Genomic DNA, 15,391 nt, shown 5'->3' with positions numbered 1-15,391 from the left:
TGAGTGTCGAGGAAGAGGGTGCCATGGTCGCCACCTTGAGCGGGACGAAGACGAAGTCGATCATCCGCGCCGACAAACCCCTGTTCACCGGCAACGATTGGGATTTCGACACGATCCGGCGGATCCACGACGCCTGCGAGGTCGAGGCGCACCGCCTCGGCCTGTCCTGGTATCCGAACCAGATCGAGATCATCACCGCCGAGCAGATGCTGGACGCCTATGCCTCCATCGGCATGCCGCTGTTCTACAAGCACTGGTCGTTCGGCAAGCACTTCGCCCAGCACGAATCGGGCTACCGGCGCGGCCTGATGGGGCTCGCCTACGAGATCGTCATCAACTCCGACCCGTGCATCTCCTACGTGATGGAGGAGAACACGGCGACGATGCAGACGCTGGTCATCGCCCACGCCGCCTTCGGGCATAACCACTTCTTCAAGAACAACTATCTGTTCCGGCAGTGGACCGACGCCGAGGGCATCCTCGACTATCTCGACTTCGCCAAGGGCTTCATCGCCCGCTGCGAGGAGCGCTACGGCCACCAGGCGGTGGAGCAGATGCTAGACGCCGCCCACGCCCTGATGAGCCAGGGCGTCCACCGCTACCCGCGCAAGAAGCGGCCCGACCTCGCCTCCGAGCAGCGCCGGGAGCGCGAACGGGTGGAGCATGGCGAGCAGATCTACAACGACCTGTGGCGCACCCTGCCGAACAAGCCGGGCGCCGCCCCCTCCGACATGGCCGCCGAGCGCCGCCGCGCCCTGCTGGAACTGCCGCAGGAGAACATCCTCTACTTCCTGGAGAAGGTCGCCCCGCGCCTGCGCCCCTGGCAGCGGGAAATCCTGCGGATCGTGCGCCTCGTGGCGCAGTACTTCTACCCGCAGCGCCAGACCAAGGTGATGAACGAGGGCTGCGCCACCTACGTCCACTACCGGATCATGAACGCCCTCTCCGAGACCGGCCAGATCACCGAGGCCGCCTATCTCGAATTCCTGCAATCCCACACCAACGTCATCCGCCAGCCGAACTACGACGACCGGTCCTATGGCGGGCACAACCCCTACGCGATCGGCTTCGCGATGATGCAGGACATCGCCCGGATCGCGGAGACGCCGACGGACGAAGACCGGGAGTGGTTCCCCGACATCGCCGGGCGGGGCGACGGGATGGAGGTGCTGCGCGACTGCTGGGAGAACTACCGCGACGAGAGCTTCATCGCGCAGTTCCTCTCGCCCAAGCTGATGCGCGACCTGCGCCTGTTCCACGTGGTGGACGATCCCGACGAGCAGGCCCTGCGGGTCGAGGCGATCCACGACGAGCGCGGCTATCGCCGCCTGCGCCGGTCCTTCGCCCGGCAATACGACGTGGCGTGGCTCGATCCCGACATCGAGGTGGTCGATGTCGACCTCGAAGGGGACCGCCGCCTCGTCCTGCACCACAAGGTGCTGAACAAGATCACCCTGCAGAAGGACGACGCCCGCCGGGTTCTGCAGCACCTCGCCGACCTCTGGGGCTATGACGTGGTGCTGAAGGAGGTGGAGGCCAACGGCACCGTCCTCAGCGAGATGAGCGCGAGCGCCCGGCCGATCTTCTTCTGAAACCTCACGCCCGCTGGGCGTGGACGAGCGCGGTTGCGGGCGACTCGGTGCAGACGCGGTTCCGGCCGAGGCGCTTGGCCCGGTACAACGCCGTGTCGGCGCGGGCGACCAGGGCCTCCCAGTCGCGGGCCGAATCCGGTTCGCGGCAGGCGACGCCGAAGCTGCCGGTGACGGGGGGGCCGCCCGGCCGCGCATCCGGCGCGGCGAGGCGGGCCCGCATCCGCTCCGCCATCTCCACCCCCGCCGCCTCGTCGAGACCGGGGGCGAGGATCAGGAACTCCTCGCCGCCGTAGCGTGCGAGGAGGTCGCCGGGCCGCACGACGGCTCTCAGCGCCGTCGCCACCCGCCGCAGCACGGCATCACCGCCGGCATGACCGTAGCGGTCGTTGACCATCTTGAAATGGTCGATGTCCACGAGGATCGCCGTGACGGGCAGCCCCGACCGCGCGGCCTGCTCGATCATCGCCGGGGCCTGATCGGACACCGCGCGCCGGTTGAGGAGGCTCGTCAGCGAGTCGGTCTGGGCGAGGACCTTGAGGTTGCGGTTCATGCGCCGCCGCGCCCGTTCGAGCACGACCTTGCACCGCAACTCCCCGCGCAGCACGGCGAGCCCGGCGAACATGCCGTCCACCTCCGGGCCGCAGGGCGCCCTCGGCGCGGGCTCCTCCAGCCGCCCGATCGACAGGGCCAGGATCTCCTCGCGCATGGCGGCGAGCGGCCGGAACAGGCGATTGCGGAAGGTGAGGCCGAGCCAGAGAAGGGCCAGCACCACCGAGGCGGTGATGCCGGCCGAGGCGAGGGTCGCCTCGATGGCCGATTCGCGGGCCTTCTCGATCCGGCGCAGGGTGAGCGCGCCGAGGCGGTTCTTCAACTCGGTGGGGGCGGCGAGGCCCGGCACGTAGCGGCGGGTGAACTCGGCGGCGCCGCCCCTCAGGGTCGGCTCCGCGAACACCTCCATCGCCATGGGCAGGCTGCCGGCGAAATACTCCGTCCTCACCCGCTCCAGCGCCTCGGCGATGGCGGGATCGTCGGCGTGGTTCTTCCCGAACGTGGCGAGGTTCAGCCACAGGTGGCGGAGCGTGCTGCGGGTGCGCGTGACTTCGAGGCGGGCCTCGTCGCTGGGCAGGCCCCCGGTCAGCATCATCACCGCGTAGGAGCCCAGACGCCCGGCCTGCTCGCGCAGGGTGCTGGCCTCCGCCTGCAGCAGCACCTCGGCACCGACCTCCGGCGCGTGGCGCAGGAGCCGCCGGCCGAACTCGCTGCGGAGCGTCGCCGCCTCGTCCGCGACGGCGAACATGGCCCGGATCGCCGCCGAGATCGTGGGGCCGGAGCGCTCCTCCGGCGCCCTGGCGCAGATGGCATCGACCTTGGCCCGCCCCTCGGCGAGGAGGCGCGCGACCGGCTCGAACGCCGCCGCGTCCGGCCCGGCGGCGGCCCGGGCCGCCGCGAGGCGCGCGTCGGTGGCGGCGCGGATGGCGGCGAGGCGGCGCAGGCTGTCTTCGGTCGATGGCCCGAGCGGGTCCATCGCCGCGTTGGCGGGGCCGCGCTCGGCGGAAATCATGTCGGTGGCGGCCATGACGAGGCCGAAGCGCGACGCATCCTCCACCGCCCGCCCCGCCCGACTCAACTCGGTGAGGTTGGACGCGACCAGGGTGCCGCCGAGGGTCGTGCAGCCGAACGCCGCCACCGCCCCCACGACCCACTGCAGATGCTGGATTCTGATCGTCGCCGCCATGCCGGTCCGGGAGGGCCCGGACCGACCGCCCGGACAGGGCGGGAGCATCCGGGGCTCACCGAGCGGTTTTAGCGCACACAACACAACGATAGATGAAGTCCGGCCGGCGAATGCTCGCGAGGCGAGGCTGAAAACAATCGAAGGCTGTCATTTCCGCGCCGATGTCATGCGATAAGGAGTGAGCCGGCCAGGATTGCGTCGCGCGGCGGCTCATGCTGCAAGACGGGCATGAGCGGCACGATCATGAGCCTCGCGGAAACGCAGGCCTTCCTCGACAGCGAATTCCCGCAGATGCAGGCGGGGGGACGGGCCTATCATCTGGAAGCGGTGGGGCTGCTCACGGCGCGGATGCGGCTCGAAGCGCATGAGCGCTTCCTCCGGCCCGGCGCGACGGTCTCGGGCCCGGCGATGATGGCGCTGGCCGATTACGCCCTCTACGCGGCGATCCTCGCCAATATCGGCCCAGTCGCCCTGGCGGTGACGACCAACCTCACGTTCAACTTCCTGCGCAAGCCCGCCTCCGGCGACCTTCTCGCGGAGTGCCGGCTCATGAAGCTCGGGCGGCGCCTCGCCATGGGCGAGGTCGCGATCACAGCCGTCGGCGACCCGGACGTGGTCTGCCACGCCACGGGCACCTACTCGATCCCGCCGCGCTAGTGCAGTGACGCACTCACTCCGTTCATGCGCCTCTGCCCTAGCTTCTGTCTTTACATCAATTCTTCCAGACACGGCTGACGCCTTCGTCTGGATCGATGCACTAAGGCCTCAGCCCCGCGCCTCCGAGAGGCGGGCGGCGTAACGGGCGATGAGATCCACTTCGAGGTTCACGGCGTCGCCGGCCGTCCGCTCGCCCCAGGTCGTGACCTGAAGGGTGTGGGGAATCAGAAGCACCGAAAACAGATCGCCATCGACGTTGTTCACGGTGAGCGACGTGCCGTCGAGGCAGACCGAGCCCTTCTCGGCGATGAACCTCGCGAGCGCCGGGGGCGCGCGCAGGGTGAAGCGCTCGCTCGGGCCCCAGGCCCCGTCCGTCACCGTGTCGCGGGCGACGATCTCCGCGAGCCCGTCCACATGGCCGGTGACGAGATGGCCGCCGAGTTCGTCGCCGATCTTGAGGGAGCGTTCGAGGTTGATCCGCCGGCCCGGCGCCCAGGCCCCGACATTGGTGCGCGCCAGGGTCTCGGCCGCCGCATCGACCTCGAACACCGCGCCGCCCTCGGCCGGGGTGATCGAGACCGCCGTGAGGCAGGGGCCGGAGCAGGCGACGGAGGCGCCGAGCGCGATCCCCGCCGGATCGTAGGCGCAGCGGATGGCGATGCGGCGCAGGTCGCCCTCCCCCGACACCGAGAGGATCGTGCCGACATCGCTGACGAGACCCGTGAACATGTCTCAGACGCTCCGTTCGTAGGTGACGGCCCGGTCCTGCCCGAGGACGAGATCCTCGGCCGTGGCGAAGGCGGCGATCCGGTTGGCCAGGACGGGGCCGATGGCGGGCAGCCCGCCCGCCGGCCCCGCCGTGGTCGGGCCGGTGAGCAGCGTCACCGCATCGATGAGATCGGCCTGCGCCAGCGCCTCCGCAAGGCGGGGGCCGCCCTCGCTGCACAGACGGGTGAGGCCGCGCTCGCCGAGAACCGCCAGAGCCGCCGGGAGGTCGATCCGCCCCTCCACGCCCGTGGCGACGGGCACGACCTCGACGCCGAGCGATTCGAGGGTACGACGGGCATGGACCGGCGCGGAGCGGGTGGTGAGGACGAGCACCGGCACGTCCCGTGCGGTGCGGGCCAGCACGCTCGCGGGGGAGAGGCGCAGGTCCGAATCGAGCACGATCCGCAGGGGCGAGCGCGCGGCGAGCCCCGGCAGGCGCACGGTGAGCGAGGGGTCGTCCGCCCGCGCCGTGCCGATCCCGACGAGGATGGCGTCGGCATGGGCGCGCCACAGATGCACCGCCCCGTCCGCCACCGGGCCGGTGATGCGCAGCCGCTCGGTGCCGGCCCCGGCGGCGAACCCGTCGCGGGTGCGGGCGAGCTTCAGGTGCAGCATCGGCCGCCCGAGGGTGACGCGGGTGACGTGGCCGCGATGGTCGCGGGCCGCCTCCTCCCGGCACAGGCCGGTCTCGACGGTGAGCCCCGCCGCGCGCAGGAGGCCGTGGCCGCGCCCGGCGACCCGGGGATCCGGGTCTTCGAGGGCGCTCACCACCCGCCCGATCCCCGCGGCGATGATCGCCTCCGAGCAGGGCGGCGTGCGGCCGTGATGGGAGCAGGGCTCCAGGGTGACGTAGAGGGTGGCGCCCCGCGCCGCCTCGCCGGCCAGGGCGAGGGCCTGCGTCTCGGCATGGGGCCGCCCGCCCGGCGCCGTGACGGCGGCGGACAAGATCGTGCCGGTCTCCGGCGCGACCACGACCGCCCCCACGGAGGGGTTCGGCCATGTCCGCCCAAGGTTGCGGCGCCCCAGCGCCAAGGCGAGGCGCATGAAATTGGCGTCGCGGCTCACGGCTTCGGACCCCGGCGGCGGGGGGCGGGCTTCGGCTCCGGTTCGGGCTCCGGCTCGAGGGCGGGCACCAGGGTGCCGCCGAGGGTGCCGAGCAGGTCCTCGAAATCCTTGGCTTCGCGGAAGTTCTTGTAGACCGAGGCGAAGCGCACGTAGGCGACGTCGTCGAGGCCCTTGAGCCCGGCCATCACCAGTTCGCCGATCGCCTCGGAGGCGACCTCCGCCTCGCCCGCGCTCTCCAATTGGCGGGTGATGCCGCTGACGAGGCGTTCGATCCGCTCCGGCTCCACCGCGCGCTTGCGCAGGGCCACGTCGATGGAGCGCTGGAGCTTGTCCCGATCGAAGGGCACCCGCTTGCCGGAGCGCTTCATCACGGTGAGTTCGCGCAGCTGCACCCGCTCGAAGGTGGTGAAGCGCCCCCCGCAATCCGGGCAGACCCGGCGGCGGCGGATGGCGGCGCCATCCTCGGAGGGGCGCGAGTCCTTCACCTGCGTGTCGGACCCGCCGCAATAGGGGCACCGCATCGGGCGGGTTCTCTCAGGGGCAAGAACGAAGACGGCCGCGGATCGGGGTGATCCGCGGCCGTCTCGTAACAAAGGGGTTTCCAAAGGGCGAGCCCTTTGGCGGGGAGCAGGGCGGGGCCCTGCCATTCCCAGGGGCCTTGCCCCTGGACCCCACCCAAGGACTTGTCCTTGGGGATCCCGGATTTAGCCGTAGATCGGGAAGCGGTCGGTGAGGGCGTGAACCTTCTGCTTCACGCTCTCCTCGACGGCGCTGTCGCCGCCCTCGCCCTTGGCGGCGAGCCCGTCCAGCACTTCCACGATGAGGCCGCCGATCTGCTTGAACTCGGCGACGCCGAAGCCGCGCGAGGTGCCGGCCGGGGTGCCGAGGCGGATGCCCGACGTGATCGTCGGCTTCTGCGTGTCGAAGGGCACGCCGTTCTTGTTGCAGGTGATGTGCGCCCGCGACAGCGCGGCTTCCGCCGCCTTGCCGGTGAGGCCCTTCCGCTGCAGATCGACCAGCATCAGGTGGTTGTCGGTGCCGCCGGAGGTGATGTCGTAGCCGCCGGACATCAGCGTGTCGGCGAGCGCCTTGGCGTTCTCCACCACCTGACGGGCGTAGATCTTGAACTCGGGCTTCAGCGCCTCGCCGAAGGCCACGGCCTTGCCGGCGATGACGTGCATCAGCGGACCGCCCTGGAGGCCGGGGAAGATCGCCGAGTTGAACTTCTTGGCCAGCGCCTCGTCGTTCGTGAGGATCATGCCGCCACGCGGGCCGCGCAGGGTCTTGTGGGTCGTCGTGGTGGCGACGTGGGCATGCGGGAACGGCGACGGGTGGACGCCGGCCGCCACGAGGCCCGCGAAGTGGGCCATGTCGACCATGAAGTAGGCGCCGACGGAATCGGCGATCTCACGGAACTTGGCGAAGTCCCAGTGGCGCGGGTAGCCCGAGCCGCCGGCGATGATCACCTTCGGCTTGTGCTCCTGCGCGAGCTGGGCGACCTGTTCCATGTCGATGCGCTGGTCCTCCCGGCGCACGGTGTAGGAGACCGGCTTGAACCACTTGCCGGAGACGTTCGGCGGGGCGCCGTGCGTCAGGTGACCGCCGGCCGCGAGGTCGAGGCCGAGGAAGGTGTCGCCCGGCTGCATGAGGGCGAGGAACACGCCCTGGTTGGCCTGGGAGCCCGAGTTCGGCTGCACGTTGGCGAAGCCGCAATCGAACAGGCGCTTGGCGCGCTCGATGGCGAGGTCCTCGGCGATGTCCACGAACTGGCAGCCGCCGTAGTAGCGACGGCCCGGATAGCCCTCGGCGTACTTGTTGGTGAGCACCGAGCCCTGGGCTTCCAGCACCGCGCGGGACACGATGTTCTCGGACGCGATCAGCTCGATCTCGTGCTGCTGCCGGCCGAGCTCCTGCTCGACGGCGCGGGCGATCTCGGGATCGGTCTCCGTCAGCGGAGCGGCGAAGAAGCTGTTCGAGAAGTGCTTGTCGGTGGCGGTCCCGGCGCTCATGGCGTGCCTCTGTTCAGATTGGGTGCCCGGCCGTGGCGCGGCCAGGCGGCGTTTCTCACCGGAGTCCTACACGCCGGGCCGGGTGAGGCCAAGCGCAGGCATTTTTCGGAACGGCTGAGAAAAATTGAAAACGGGGCTTCAGCTGCCCTCGCCCAGCCGTCCCCGGCGGGGCCGCGACGCCGGCCTTTCGCGGGAGCTCGCACCAGGGTTCGGGCCGGGGGCGGCCTCCTTCGGTGCCTGACCCGAGGCGGGCCAGAACGCCTCGAACAGCTGCTGCATCGCCTTGAGATTCTGCTCCTGAACCTCCGCGCCGGTGCGGAGCATCTGGCTGATGACGTCGGCGCCCGCATTCTCGCCCTGCGGCGGGCGGGGCGCCTCCATCTGCGGGGCGGGCCTCGGCGGCGGGGCGGGCGTCGGCGCGGGGGCGGCAGACGGCGGCGTCATGAAGGCGCGGGCCATGTCGGTCCACAGGGCAACGAAAGGCATGGGCGCGGGCGGCGCGGCCGCGGGCGCCGGCTTGCGGGACGCCTCCCCCTGGGGCGGGTTGAGCATGACGTGGACGATGCTCGCGACCACCGCGCCGGCCATCATCGGGAGCATCTGCCGCAGCACCTGCGACCCCACGCCGCTCGCGGTGGAGGCCTGCTGCAGCACCGCCTGCATCAATTGCGCGCTGCCGAACATCTGGCCCAGGGCGTCGAGGCCCAGCGGCATCGCGGTGCGGGCCGTCTCCGGCGCGGAGAACATCCGCGCGAAGCCCGTGGGGTCGAGGCCGGCGCCGCGCTGAAGGCCGAGGGTCAGCGCCGGCATCAGCGCCTCGAAGGCACGCTGGGTCTGTTCGACCGTCAGGCCGAATTGCCGGGCCATCGCCTGCATCTCGGGTCCGCCGGCGGCCTGGACCATGTCGAGGGGATTGAACATGATGCCTCGGTGTCCGCACGGCCCTGCGGCCCGGCGGGTCCGCTCATCTGTGCGGGGTATCGTGACCCGCTCCGGGTGGAAACGCCAGTTCCCCGGTGACAATCCCTGTCGATCCCGGGCCGGAGCCGGCGGTATTCGACCGTTCGGCGAGGCGGACGACCGTGCGGCGGGCGAGGAGGAGCCCGGCCACGCCGAACACGAGGGAGCCGATGCCCATCCCCGCCACGATGCCGCGGGTGCCGAACAGGGCGCTGCCGAGATAGGCCGGCGGCACGGTGCCGAGCGTCGCCCGGCCCCAGTTGAGCAGCGACGAGCGCAGCGGGAAGCCGAGATTGTTGAAGGCCGCGTTGCCCAGGAAGAGCAGCCCGTTGAAGAACCAGATCGCCCCGCCGACGAGGCAGAAGAACGCGAACAGCTCCGCCGCGTCGCCCTTCAGCCCGAACAGCCCGGCCAGCGGCCAGCGCAGGGCGATGAGCAGCAGCCACACGGTGGCGGCGTAGACCAGCGTCGCCTTCACGCAGGAGTGCAGGGTCTCGCCCATCCGGTCGAAGCGGGACGCCCCCCAGTTCTGCGCCAGGATCGGCCCGATGGCCCCCGACAGGGCGAAGAGCCCGCCGAAGGCCACGGGGGTCAGCCGGTCGATCACCGCCGCCGCCGCGATGGCATCCGGCCCGTAGCCGGCGAAGAGATGCGTCAGGAAGGCGCTCGCCACCGAGGGGGCGAGGTTGGTGAGCACCGCCGGCCCGGCGATGGTCGCCATGCCGGGGGCGTCGGCGACGATTTCCGCCACGCGAGGCCGCCGCAGCAGGCCGTGGCGGGCGAGCGCCCGCCAGCCGATGACGACGAAGGTCGCGCGGGCGACGCAGACGGTGATCGCCGCGCCCTCGACGCCGAGCCCGGCCCCGAAGATCAGCAGCGGATCGAGGAAGGCGGTGACGATGGCCCCGCCGAGCGTCACCCACATGGCCCGCAGCGCGTCGCCCTGCGCCCGCAGCAGGCCGGTGAACAGCATGCCGAGGCCAAGGAGCACGTTCGACGGCAGGGTGATCGTGAGGAACAGGTCGGCGACGCGCAGCGTCTCGCCTTCCGCGCCGACGAGGCCGAGGAGCCGGCCCGCGAAGGGCAGCATGAGGGCGGCGAGCAGCCCCGAGACCAGCACGCCGAGGGCCATGGAGGAGGCCGCGAGCCGCCGCGCGAGGACCCGGTCGCCCGCGCCGAGCGCCCGCCCGACCTGGGCGCCTGCGGCGATCATCAGGCCGATATTCACGGCGGTGGCGAAGAACTGCACCACGGAGGCGAGGCCCACCGCCGCCGTCAGGGCCGGGTCCCCCAGGCGCGAGACGTAGAGCAGGGACATCAGGTCCACGACGAAGATCGCCATCAGCCCCACCGAGCCGGTGGCGCTCATGACGAGGACGTGGCGCATGATCGAGCCGGCGACGAAGCGCCCCTGCTCCGAATGGCCCGCGCCAGGGGGCACGGGCAGTCCGTCAGCCATCGCGCCTGCCGCCTTCCGTCTCAAGTTCAGGTTCGCCGAGGCCGTCGTCGTCGTGGCCGTCATCGTCGTGGCGGTCGTCCTGGGCTTCGTCCTGAACCTCGTCGGCGTCGTTTGGTTCGGCGACGGGCTTGGCGAGCACGCGCTCGGCCGCGTCCCGCCGGTCCTGGCCGAGGAGATCGCGGGTTTGCGCGTTAAGGGCGCGGGCGGGGCGCACGGGCTGGGTCAGCGGCTCGGGCCGGACCTCGCCGGCCTCCGTGCCGCCGAGCCAGGTCGCGCCCTCCGGCAGGGCGCCGGCCTGCTGCAGCACGAGACGGGCGATGTCGCGCTTGCGCACGTCCTCGGCCCGCGCGGCGGCGGCCTCGGCGGACAGGCCGAGCCCTTCGAGGGCCGCCCGGCCGAAGGCCAGCGCCGATTCGGCGGTCTCGCGGATCTGGAAATCCACGTCGCGGTTCATCAGCTCGACCGCGTGCAGTCGGTCGTAGGCGCGCACGAAGGTCCGCACCGCGACGAACTCCTCGTGGACGATATCGACGATCTTCAGCGCCGCATCGCGGTCGTCCACGCAGATGCAGACGAGTTCGGCCTTGCCGATGCCGGCCGCGCGCAGCACGTCGAGGCGGGTGCCATCGCCGTAATAGATGCGGAAGCCGAAGCGCGTCGCCGCGCGCAGCTGCGCCACGTCCTTGTCGATGACGGTGACGGGCACGCCCTCGGCGAGCAGCACCTGCGTCAGAATCTGCCCGAACCGGCCGAAGCCGATCACCAGCACCCGCGCGTCGGCGGCGCCCTCGGCGAGTTCGGTGGGGGATTCCTCCGCCGCCGCCTGCGCCTCCCGCGTAAGGCGGGCGTCGATCAGCCGGTCGAGGCCCTTGGCCATGATCGGCCCGACCAGCATGGTCAGCGCCGCGAGCGCCACGGCGAAGCGCGTCGCGGTGGGGCCGGTGAGGCCGAGATCGGCCGCCTGCGGCAGGAGCACGAAGGCGAATTCCCCGGCCGGCGCCAGCACCGCCGCGCCGCGCAGGGCGCTCAGCGTGTCCGAGCCGAACAGCCGGAACAGGCCCGCGACGAGGGCGACCTTCACGAGGATCGCCGCGAAGGTCGCGCCGAACAGGGCGGGCCAGACGGTCTTCACGAGGCCGCCGTCGATGGACATGCCGACGCTCATGAAGAACAGGCCGAGCAGCATGCCGCGGAACGGCTCGATGTCCGCTTCGAGCTGGTGGCGGAAGTTCGACTCGGCGAGCAGGATGCCGGCGAGGAACGCGCCCATGGCCATGGAGAGGCCGACCTTCTCCATCAGCATCGCCGTGCCGAGCACCACGAGGAGGGCGGCGGCGGTCATCACCTCGCGGGCGCCGCTCGCCGCGAGCAGGCGGAAGAACGGGTTCAGGCCGTAGCGCCCCACGAGCACGGCGGCGGCGATGGCCGCGAGCACCCGGCCGGTGGAGAGGGCCGCCTCGCCGAGCCACGGCCCGCCCGTCCCGTGCCCGGCCGAGGCGGCCAGGGGCATCAGGGCGAGGATGCCGACGACGCTGAGATCCTGGAACAGCAGTACCGCGAAGGCCCGCGAGCCATAGGGGCTGCCGAGGTCGCCCCGCTCCTCCAGGAGTTGCAGCGCCACCGCCGTGGCGGAAAGGGCCAGCGCGATGCCCACCACCGCCGCCGCCCCGAGGGGCTGGCCGGCGAGGACGCCCGCGCCGCCGAGCACGAGGGAGCACAGCACGAGCTGCGCCGCGCCGAGGCCGAAGATGTCCCGCCGCATGGAGACGAGTTGCGACAGGTGCAGTTCGAGGCCGACGATGAAGAGCAGCAGCACCACGCCGATCTCGGCGACGCTGGCGGCGGTCTCCGGCTCGGCGATGAGCGACAGGCCGGACGGCCCGATCAGCACCCCGGCCACGAGATAGCCGAGCACGGCGCTCTGCCCGAGCCAGCGGAACACCGGCACGCCGACGACGGCCGCGGCCAGGAAGGTCAGGACCGGGGGCAGAAAGCTCGCGTGTTCGCCGGGGCTCGCCATGCCGTTCCGCTCGGGCCTTCTCCGCGGTGAGTGTTCCGCTTACCCCGTGGGCGCCGCCGATGCGAGGGTGGCCGCGTGCCACGCGGCACGCGGGGGGTGTCGGTCTGCGCGCGTCCCCCCTCTCCCCGCCTGCGGGGAGAAGGGCCCTGTCGCCTACAACCCCACCGGCTCCGGGGGCACCACCCGCGGCTGCGGCTGGTCCTCCGCGCCGGTGCCGAGCGCGCATTGCACCATCACGCTGTCGGTCCACCGGCCGTACTTGTAGCCGACGAAGGGCAGGTAGCCGACGCGGCGGAAGCCGCAGGTCTCATGCAGCCGCAGCGACGCCTCGTTGGCGGCGTCGATGTAGCCGATCATCTGCCGGTAGCCCCCCGCCGCGCAGGCCTCGATCAGCGCGGGCAGCAGGCGCCGGCCGATGCCCGCGTTCAGGTGCGCGTGATGCACGTAGATCGAGTGCTTCAGCGTGTAGCGATAGGCGGGGCGCTTGCGGAACGGGACGGCGTAGGCATAGCCCGCCACCTCCCCGTTCCGCTCGGCCACGAGATGCGGCAGGCGCTTCTTGCGCATGGTCTTGCGGCGGCGCTTCAGGTCGTCGGGCAGCAGGCGCTCCTCCTCGAAGTCGCCCGCATCCCCGACCCCCTTGGCGATGTGGTGCTCGTAGATCGCGATCATCGCCGCCACGTCCGCATCGGAGGACGGCCGGATCACGATCTCCGGGCAGGGCTCGCCCGGCCCCATCAGGCGCCCTCGCGCAGGACGTAGGTGTGGAAGCGGATGCGCCCGTCCGGATCGACCTCCCGGTAGACGCCCTGGATCTCGGCCTCGAAGCCGGGGAACAGGTTGGCGGAGGCCTCGAACATCTTGAAATAGTCGAGCATGGGCTTGGCCCGCTCGTCCAGGCGCTCGCCCGGCAGCACCGTGCCGATGCCCGGCGGGTAGACCAGCATCAGCGTCGTGGCGATCCGCCCCTCGGCCTCGGCGATGGGCACGTAATCGACCTTGTTGCGGGTCAGCATCTGCGCGGCCTTCTTCGGCGGCATCACCATCTCCGGCAGGTGCTCCGGCATGAACTGCTTGCGCTGGAGCGCGGAGGTGCCGTGCTCCCGGTGGAAGGTGTGGAAGTCCGCGCAGAGGTCGCGCAGGCGCACGCCCCGGTAGCGGTTCGGCCGGCGCTTCACGAATTCCGGCATGGCCTCCTCCAGCACCACGTTGTCGTCGTGCAGCCGCTTGAAGGCGACGAGCCCCGAGATCAGCGTGCCGGCCTTGGACGATTCGACGCCCGGGGTCAGCAGGAAGAGCAGCGAGTTCAGATCGTTCTTCTCGGCGACGATCCGGTTCTCACGCAGGTATTGCGCCACGATGGGCGCGGGCACGCCGTGCTCGGCATAGGCGCCGGTCTTCCGGTCGAAGCCGGGGGTCAGCACCGTCAGCTTGTTCGGGTCGGTGATGGCGTAGCCCGGCGCGACATGGGTGAAGCCGTGCCACGCGGCGCCGGGCGCCAGCTCCCAGAAGCGCGCATCGGAGGCGAGCTGGTCGGTCGGCACGCTCTCCCAGGTCTGCTCGCCGTCCGGTCCGTTCACCCGGTCGGGGACGAAGGGGTCGAAGAACCAGCGGCGGGCGGGGTCGGCCTCGTTCTCCTCGAACTCGCGGCGGATGGCGCGGACCTTCTTGCGCCACTCGATGCCGAGCCGGATCGTGTCGTCCCACAGGATCATGCCCGAGCGGCCCTTCATCATCTGCGCGCCGACATCGAGCGAGGCGAAGAGCGGGTAGAAGGGCGAGGTCGAGGCGTGGACGAGGAAGCTCTCGTTGAGCCGCTTGTGCTCCACCCGGCGGGTCTGGCCGCGGATGTGGCTGTCCTTGGTGTGGATCTGCGAGGCTTGGCTGAAGCTCGCGAGCTGCTTGTGGGTCGATTGCGTGGCGACGATCCCCGGCGAGGTCTCGTCGAGCCCGGTCAGACCCATGGCGTAGCGGCCCTGGAACAGCGGGTGGAACTTCATGAAGCCCGCCCAGGCCTCGTCGAACAGGATGTAGTCGCAGAGGTGGCCGATCTTCTGCACGATCATCCGCGCGTCGTAGATCGTGCCGTCGTAGGTGCATTGCTCGATCACCGCGACGCGGAACGGCCGCTCCCGGCGCCATGCCTCGCGGTCTGTGACCAGGGGGTTGGTGCGGATCTTCTCGCGGATGCGCTGCTCGTCCAGCGCCTCGTGGCAGATCGGGCCGATCAGCCCGAAGGCATTGCGGTCGGTCTCCAAAAAGATCGGGATGCCGCCGCCGAGGAACAGGGCGCCGTGATGGGCGGCCTTGTGGTTGTTGCGGTCGAACAGGACGAGGTCGTCCTCCGCCACCAGGGACGAGAGCACGATCTTGTTGGAGGCCGAGGTGCCGTTGAGGACGAAGTAGGTCTTCTCCGCCCCGAAGATCGCGGCGGCCTCCTTCTGCGCCCTGAGGGCCGGGCCCTCGTGGGTCAGCAGGTCGCCGAGGTCGAGGACCGAGTTGTCGAGGTCGTCGCGGAAAATCGCCTCGCCCAGATGCTCCACGAAGATGCGGCCGATGGGCGAGCGGTTGTAGAAGATGCCGCCGTTATGGCCGGGGCAGGTCCAGAGCTGGTTGCCCTTCTCGGCATAGTCGACCAGCGCGCCGAAGAAGGGGGTCTTCAGGGTCTCGGCATATTGCGTCACCCGGCTGACGAGGCCCCGCGCGATGAATTCCGGCGTCTCCTCCGCGAGGAAGATGTAGCCGTCGATGAAGTCCAGAAGCTCGACGGGGATGTCTTCCAGGCGCTTGCGGCGGACCATGATGACGATGGGCATTTCGAGCCCGCGTCGGCGCATCATGTCGATGAGGGCGGCGGCCTTGCCGTCGAGGCCGCGCTTGCCCCAATCGACCACGAGGCAGCCCACCGCCGCGTCGGTCTGCACGGCGATGGCCGCGTCCTCGACGCGCCGGGCGCGCACCACCTCGAAGCCCCGCTGCTCGACCGCCGCCACGATCTGGTTGACGCGCGCGCCCTCAAGATCGTCCGGGTCGAAGGCCGGGGTGCACATCAGAACGGTAAAGCGGCGGTGGAAATCCATGCCGGGGCCCCTATTGGCGAAGAGTTCGCCCCGTGCCTTGTCGGAC

General features: G+C 70.9%; 12 protein-coding genes. 2 read left to right on the top strand and 10 right to left on the bottom strand.

What is annotated here, in order from left to right; translation table 11 throughout:
- The first annotated feature begins 23 nt into the window (after positions 1-23).
- Entirely contained in the window at positions 24-1,592 is a 1,569-nt protein-coding gene (locus tag ACXJ1Y_RS18045; RefSeq protein ID WP_463850158.1) for a SpoVR family protein, read from the top strand.
- 4 nt (positions 1,593-1,596) lie between these two features.
- On the opposite strand, the gene ACXJ1Y_RS18040 is transcribed toward ACXJ1Y_RS18045, so the two are convergent.
- On the bottom strand, positions 1,597-3,327 hold the full coding sequence (locus tag ACXJ1Y_RS18040) for a GGDEF domain-containing protein (protein WP_463847518.1): 1,731 nt from the start codon (positions 3,325-3,327) through the stop codon (positions 1,597-1,599).
- A 228-nt stretch (positions 3,328-3,555) separates the two neighbouring features.
- Here ACXJ1Y_RS18040 and ACXJ1Y_RS18035 point away from each other — a divergent pair, with 228 nt between their 5' ends.
- Complete coding sequence (locus ACXJ1Y_RS18035) at positions 3,556-3,984, top strand: PaaI family thioesterase (RefSeq protein ID WP_463847517.1); 429 nt, start codon at positions 3,556-3,558, stop codon at positions 3,982-3,984.
- 108 nt (positions 3,985-4,092) lie between these two features.
- On the opposite strand, the gene ACXJ1Y_RS18030 is transcribed toward ACXJ1Y_RS18035, so the two are convergent.
- The 9 genes from ACXJ1Y_RS18030 to ACXJ1Y_RS17990 all read right to left on the bottom strand — a co-directional run bounded on the left by ACXJ1Y_RS18030 (position 4,093) and on the right by ACXJ1Y_RS17990 (position 15,345).
- The gene (locus tag ACXJ1Y_RS18030; protein ID WP_463847516.1) at positions 4,093-4,713 is read right to left on the bottom strand and encodes a riboflavin synthase; all 621 of its coding nucleotides are present in this window, start codon (positions 4,711-4,713) and stop codon (positions 4,093-4,095) included.
- Positions 4,714-4,716: 3 nt separating this feature from the next.
- Positions 4,717-5,817 carry a bifunctional diaminohydroxyphosphoribosylaminopyrimidine deaminase/5-amino-6-(5-phosphoribosylamino)uracil reductase RibD gene (gene ribD / locus ACXJ1Y_RS18025; protein ID WP_463847515.1) on the bottom strand — a complete coding sequence of 367 codons (1,101 nt, stop codon included), beginning with the start codon at positions 5,815-5,817 and terminating at the stop codon, positions 4,717-4,719.
- Entirely contained in the window at positions 5,814-6,338 is a 525-nt protein-coding gene (nrdR, locus tag ACXJ1Y_RS18020) for a transcriptional regulator NrdR (protein ID WP_463847514.1), read from the bottom strand. The genes ribD and nrdR overlap by 4 nt, the downstream gene beginning before the upstream one ends.
- Positions 6,339-6,521: 183 nt before the next feature.
- A complete protein-coding gene (gene glyA, locus ACXJ1Y_RS18015) occupies positions 6,522-7,826 on the bottom strand; it encodes a serine hydroxymethyltransferase (protein ID WP_463847513.1) in 1,305 nt (434 codons plus the stop codon).
- Positions 7,827-7,964: 138 nt separating this feature from the next.
- Entirely contained in the window at positions 7,965-8,747 is a 783-nt protein-coding gene (locus ACXJ1Y_RS18010; protein ID WP_463847512.1) for a DUF937 domain-containing protein, read from the bottom strand.
- Between the two features lie 43 nt (positions 8,748-8,790).
- Complete coding sequence (locus tag ACXJ1Y_RS18005; protein WP_463847511.1) at positions 8,791-10,245, bottom strand: MATE family efflux transporter; 1,455 nt, start codon at positions 10,243-10,245, stop codon at positions 8,791-8,793.
- Complete coding sequence (locus ACXJ1Y_RS18000; protein ID WP_463847510.1) at positions 10,238-12,265, bottom strand: monovalent cation:proton antiporter-2 (CPA2) family protein; 2,028 nt, start codon at positions 12,263-12,265, stop codon at positions 10,238-10,240. The genes ACXJ1Y_RS18005 and ACXJ1Y_RS18000 overlap by 8 nt, the downstream gene beginning before the upstream one ends.
- A 153-nt stretch (positions 12,266-12,418) precedes the next feature.
- Complete coding sequence (locus ACXJ1Y_RS17995) at positions 12,419-13,003, bottom strand: GNAT family N-acetyltransferase (RefSeq protein WP_463847509.1); 585 nt, start codon at positions 13,001-13,003, stop codon at positions 12,419-12,421.
- Positions 13,003-15,345 carry an Orn/Lys/Arg family decarboxylase gene (locus ACXJ1Y_RS17990; RefSeq protein WP_463847508.1) on the bottom strand — a complete coding sequence of 781 codons (2,343 nt, stop codon included), beginning with the start codon at positions 15,343-15,345 and terminating at the stop codon, positions 13,003-13,005. The genes ACXJ1Y_RS17995 and ACXJ1Y_RS17990 overlap by 1 nt, the downstream gene beginning before the upstream one ends.
- Between the last annotated feature and the right edge of the window lie 46 nt (positions 15,346-15,391).

The organism is Methylobacterium sp. TK26, assembly GCF_055361565.1.
Note: the sequence above shows the minus strand (reverse complement) of the source record. Positions and strands in the feature narration are given on the sequence as shown.

Excerpts from the sequence above, each read along its gene's own strand:
- glyA (WP_463847513.1), bottom strand. The coding sequence starts at position 7,826 with ATGAGCGCCGGGACCGCCACCGACAAGCACTTCTCGAACAGCTTCTTC.
- nrdR (WP_463847514.1), bottom strand. The coding sequence starts at position 6,338 with ATGCGGTGCCCCTATTGCGGCGGGTCCGACACGCAGGTGAAGGACTCG.
- ACXJ1Y_RS18005 (WP_463847511.1), bottom strand. The coding sequence starts at position 10,245 with ATGGCTGACGGACTGCCCGTGCCCCCTGGCGCGGGCCATTCGGAGCAG.
- ACXJ1Y_RS17990 (WP_463847508.1), bottom strand. The coding sequence starts at position 15,345 with ATGGATTTCCACCGCCGCTTTACCGTTCTGATGTGCACCCCGGCCTTC.
- ACXJ1Y_RS18030 (WP_463847516.1), bottom strand. The coding sequence starts at position 4,713 with ATGTTCACGGGTCTCGTCAGCGATGTCGGCACGATCCTCTCGGTGTCG.
- ACXJ1Y_RS18035 (WP_463847517.1), top strand. The coding sequence starts at position 3,556 with ATGAGCGGCACGATCATGAGCCTCGCGGAAACGCAGGCCTTCCTCGAC.
- ACXJ1Y_RS18010 (WP_463847512.1), bottom strand. The coding sequence starts at position 8,747 with ATGTTCAATCCCCTCGACATGGTCCAGGCCGCCGGCGGACCCGAGATG.
- ACXJ1Y_RS18000 (WP_463847510.1), bottom strand. The coding sequence starts at position 12,265 with ATGGCGAGCCCCGGCGAACACGCGAGCTTTCTGCCCCCGGTCCTGACC.
- ACXJ1Y_RS18045 (WP_463850158.1), top strand. The coding sequence starts at position 24 with ATGGTCGCCACCTTGAGCGGGACGAAGACGAAGTCGATCATCCGCGCC.
- ACXJ1Y_RS18040 (WP_463847518.1), bottom strand. The coding sequence starts at position 3,327 with ATGGCGGCGACGATCAGAATCCAGCATCTGCAGTGGGTCGTGGGGGCG.
- ACXJ1Y_RS17995 (WP_463847509.1), bottom strand. The coding sequence starts at position 13,003 with ATGGGGCCGGGCGAGCCCTGCCCGGAGATCGTGATCCGGCCGTCCTCC.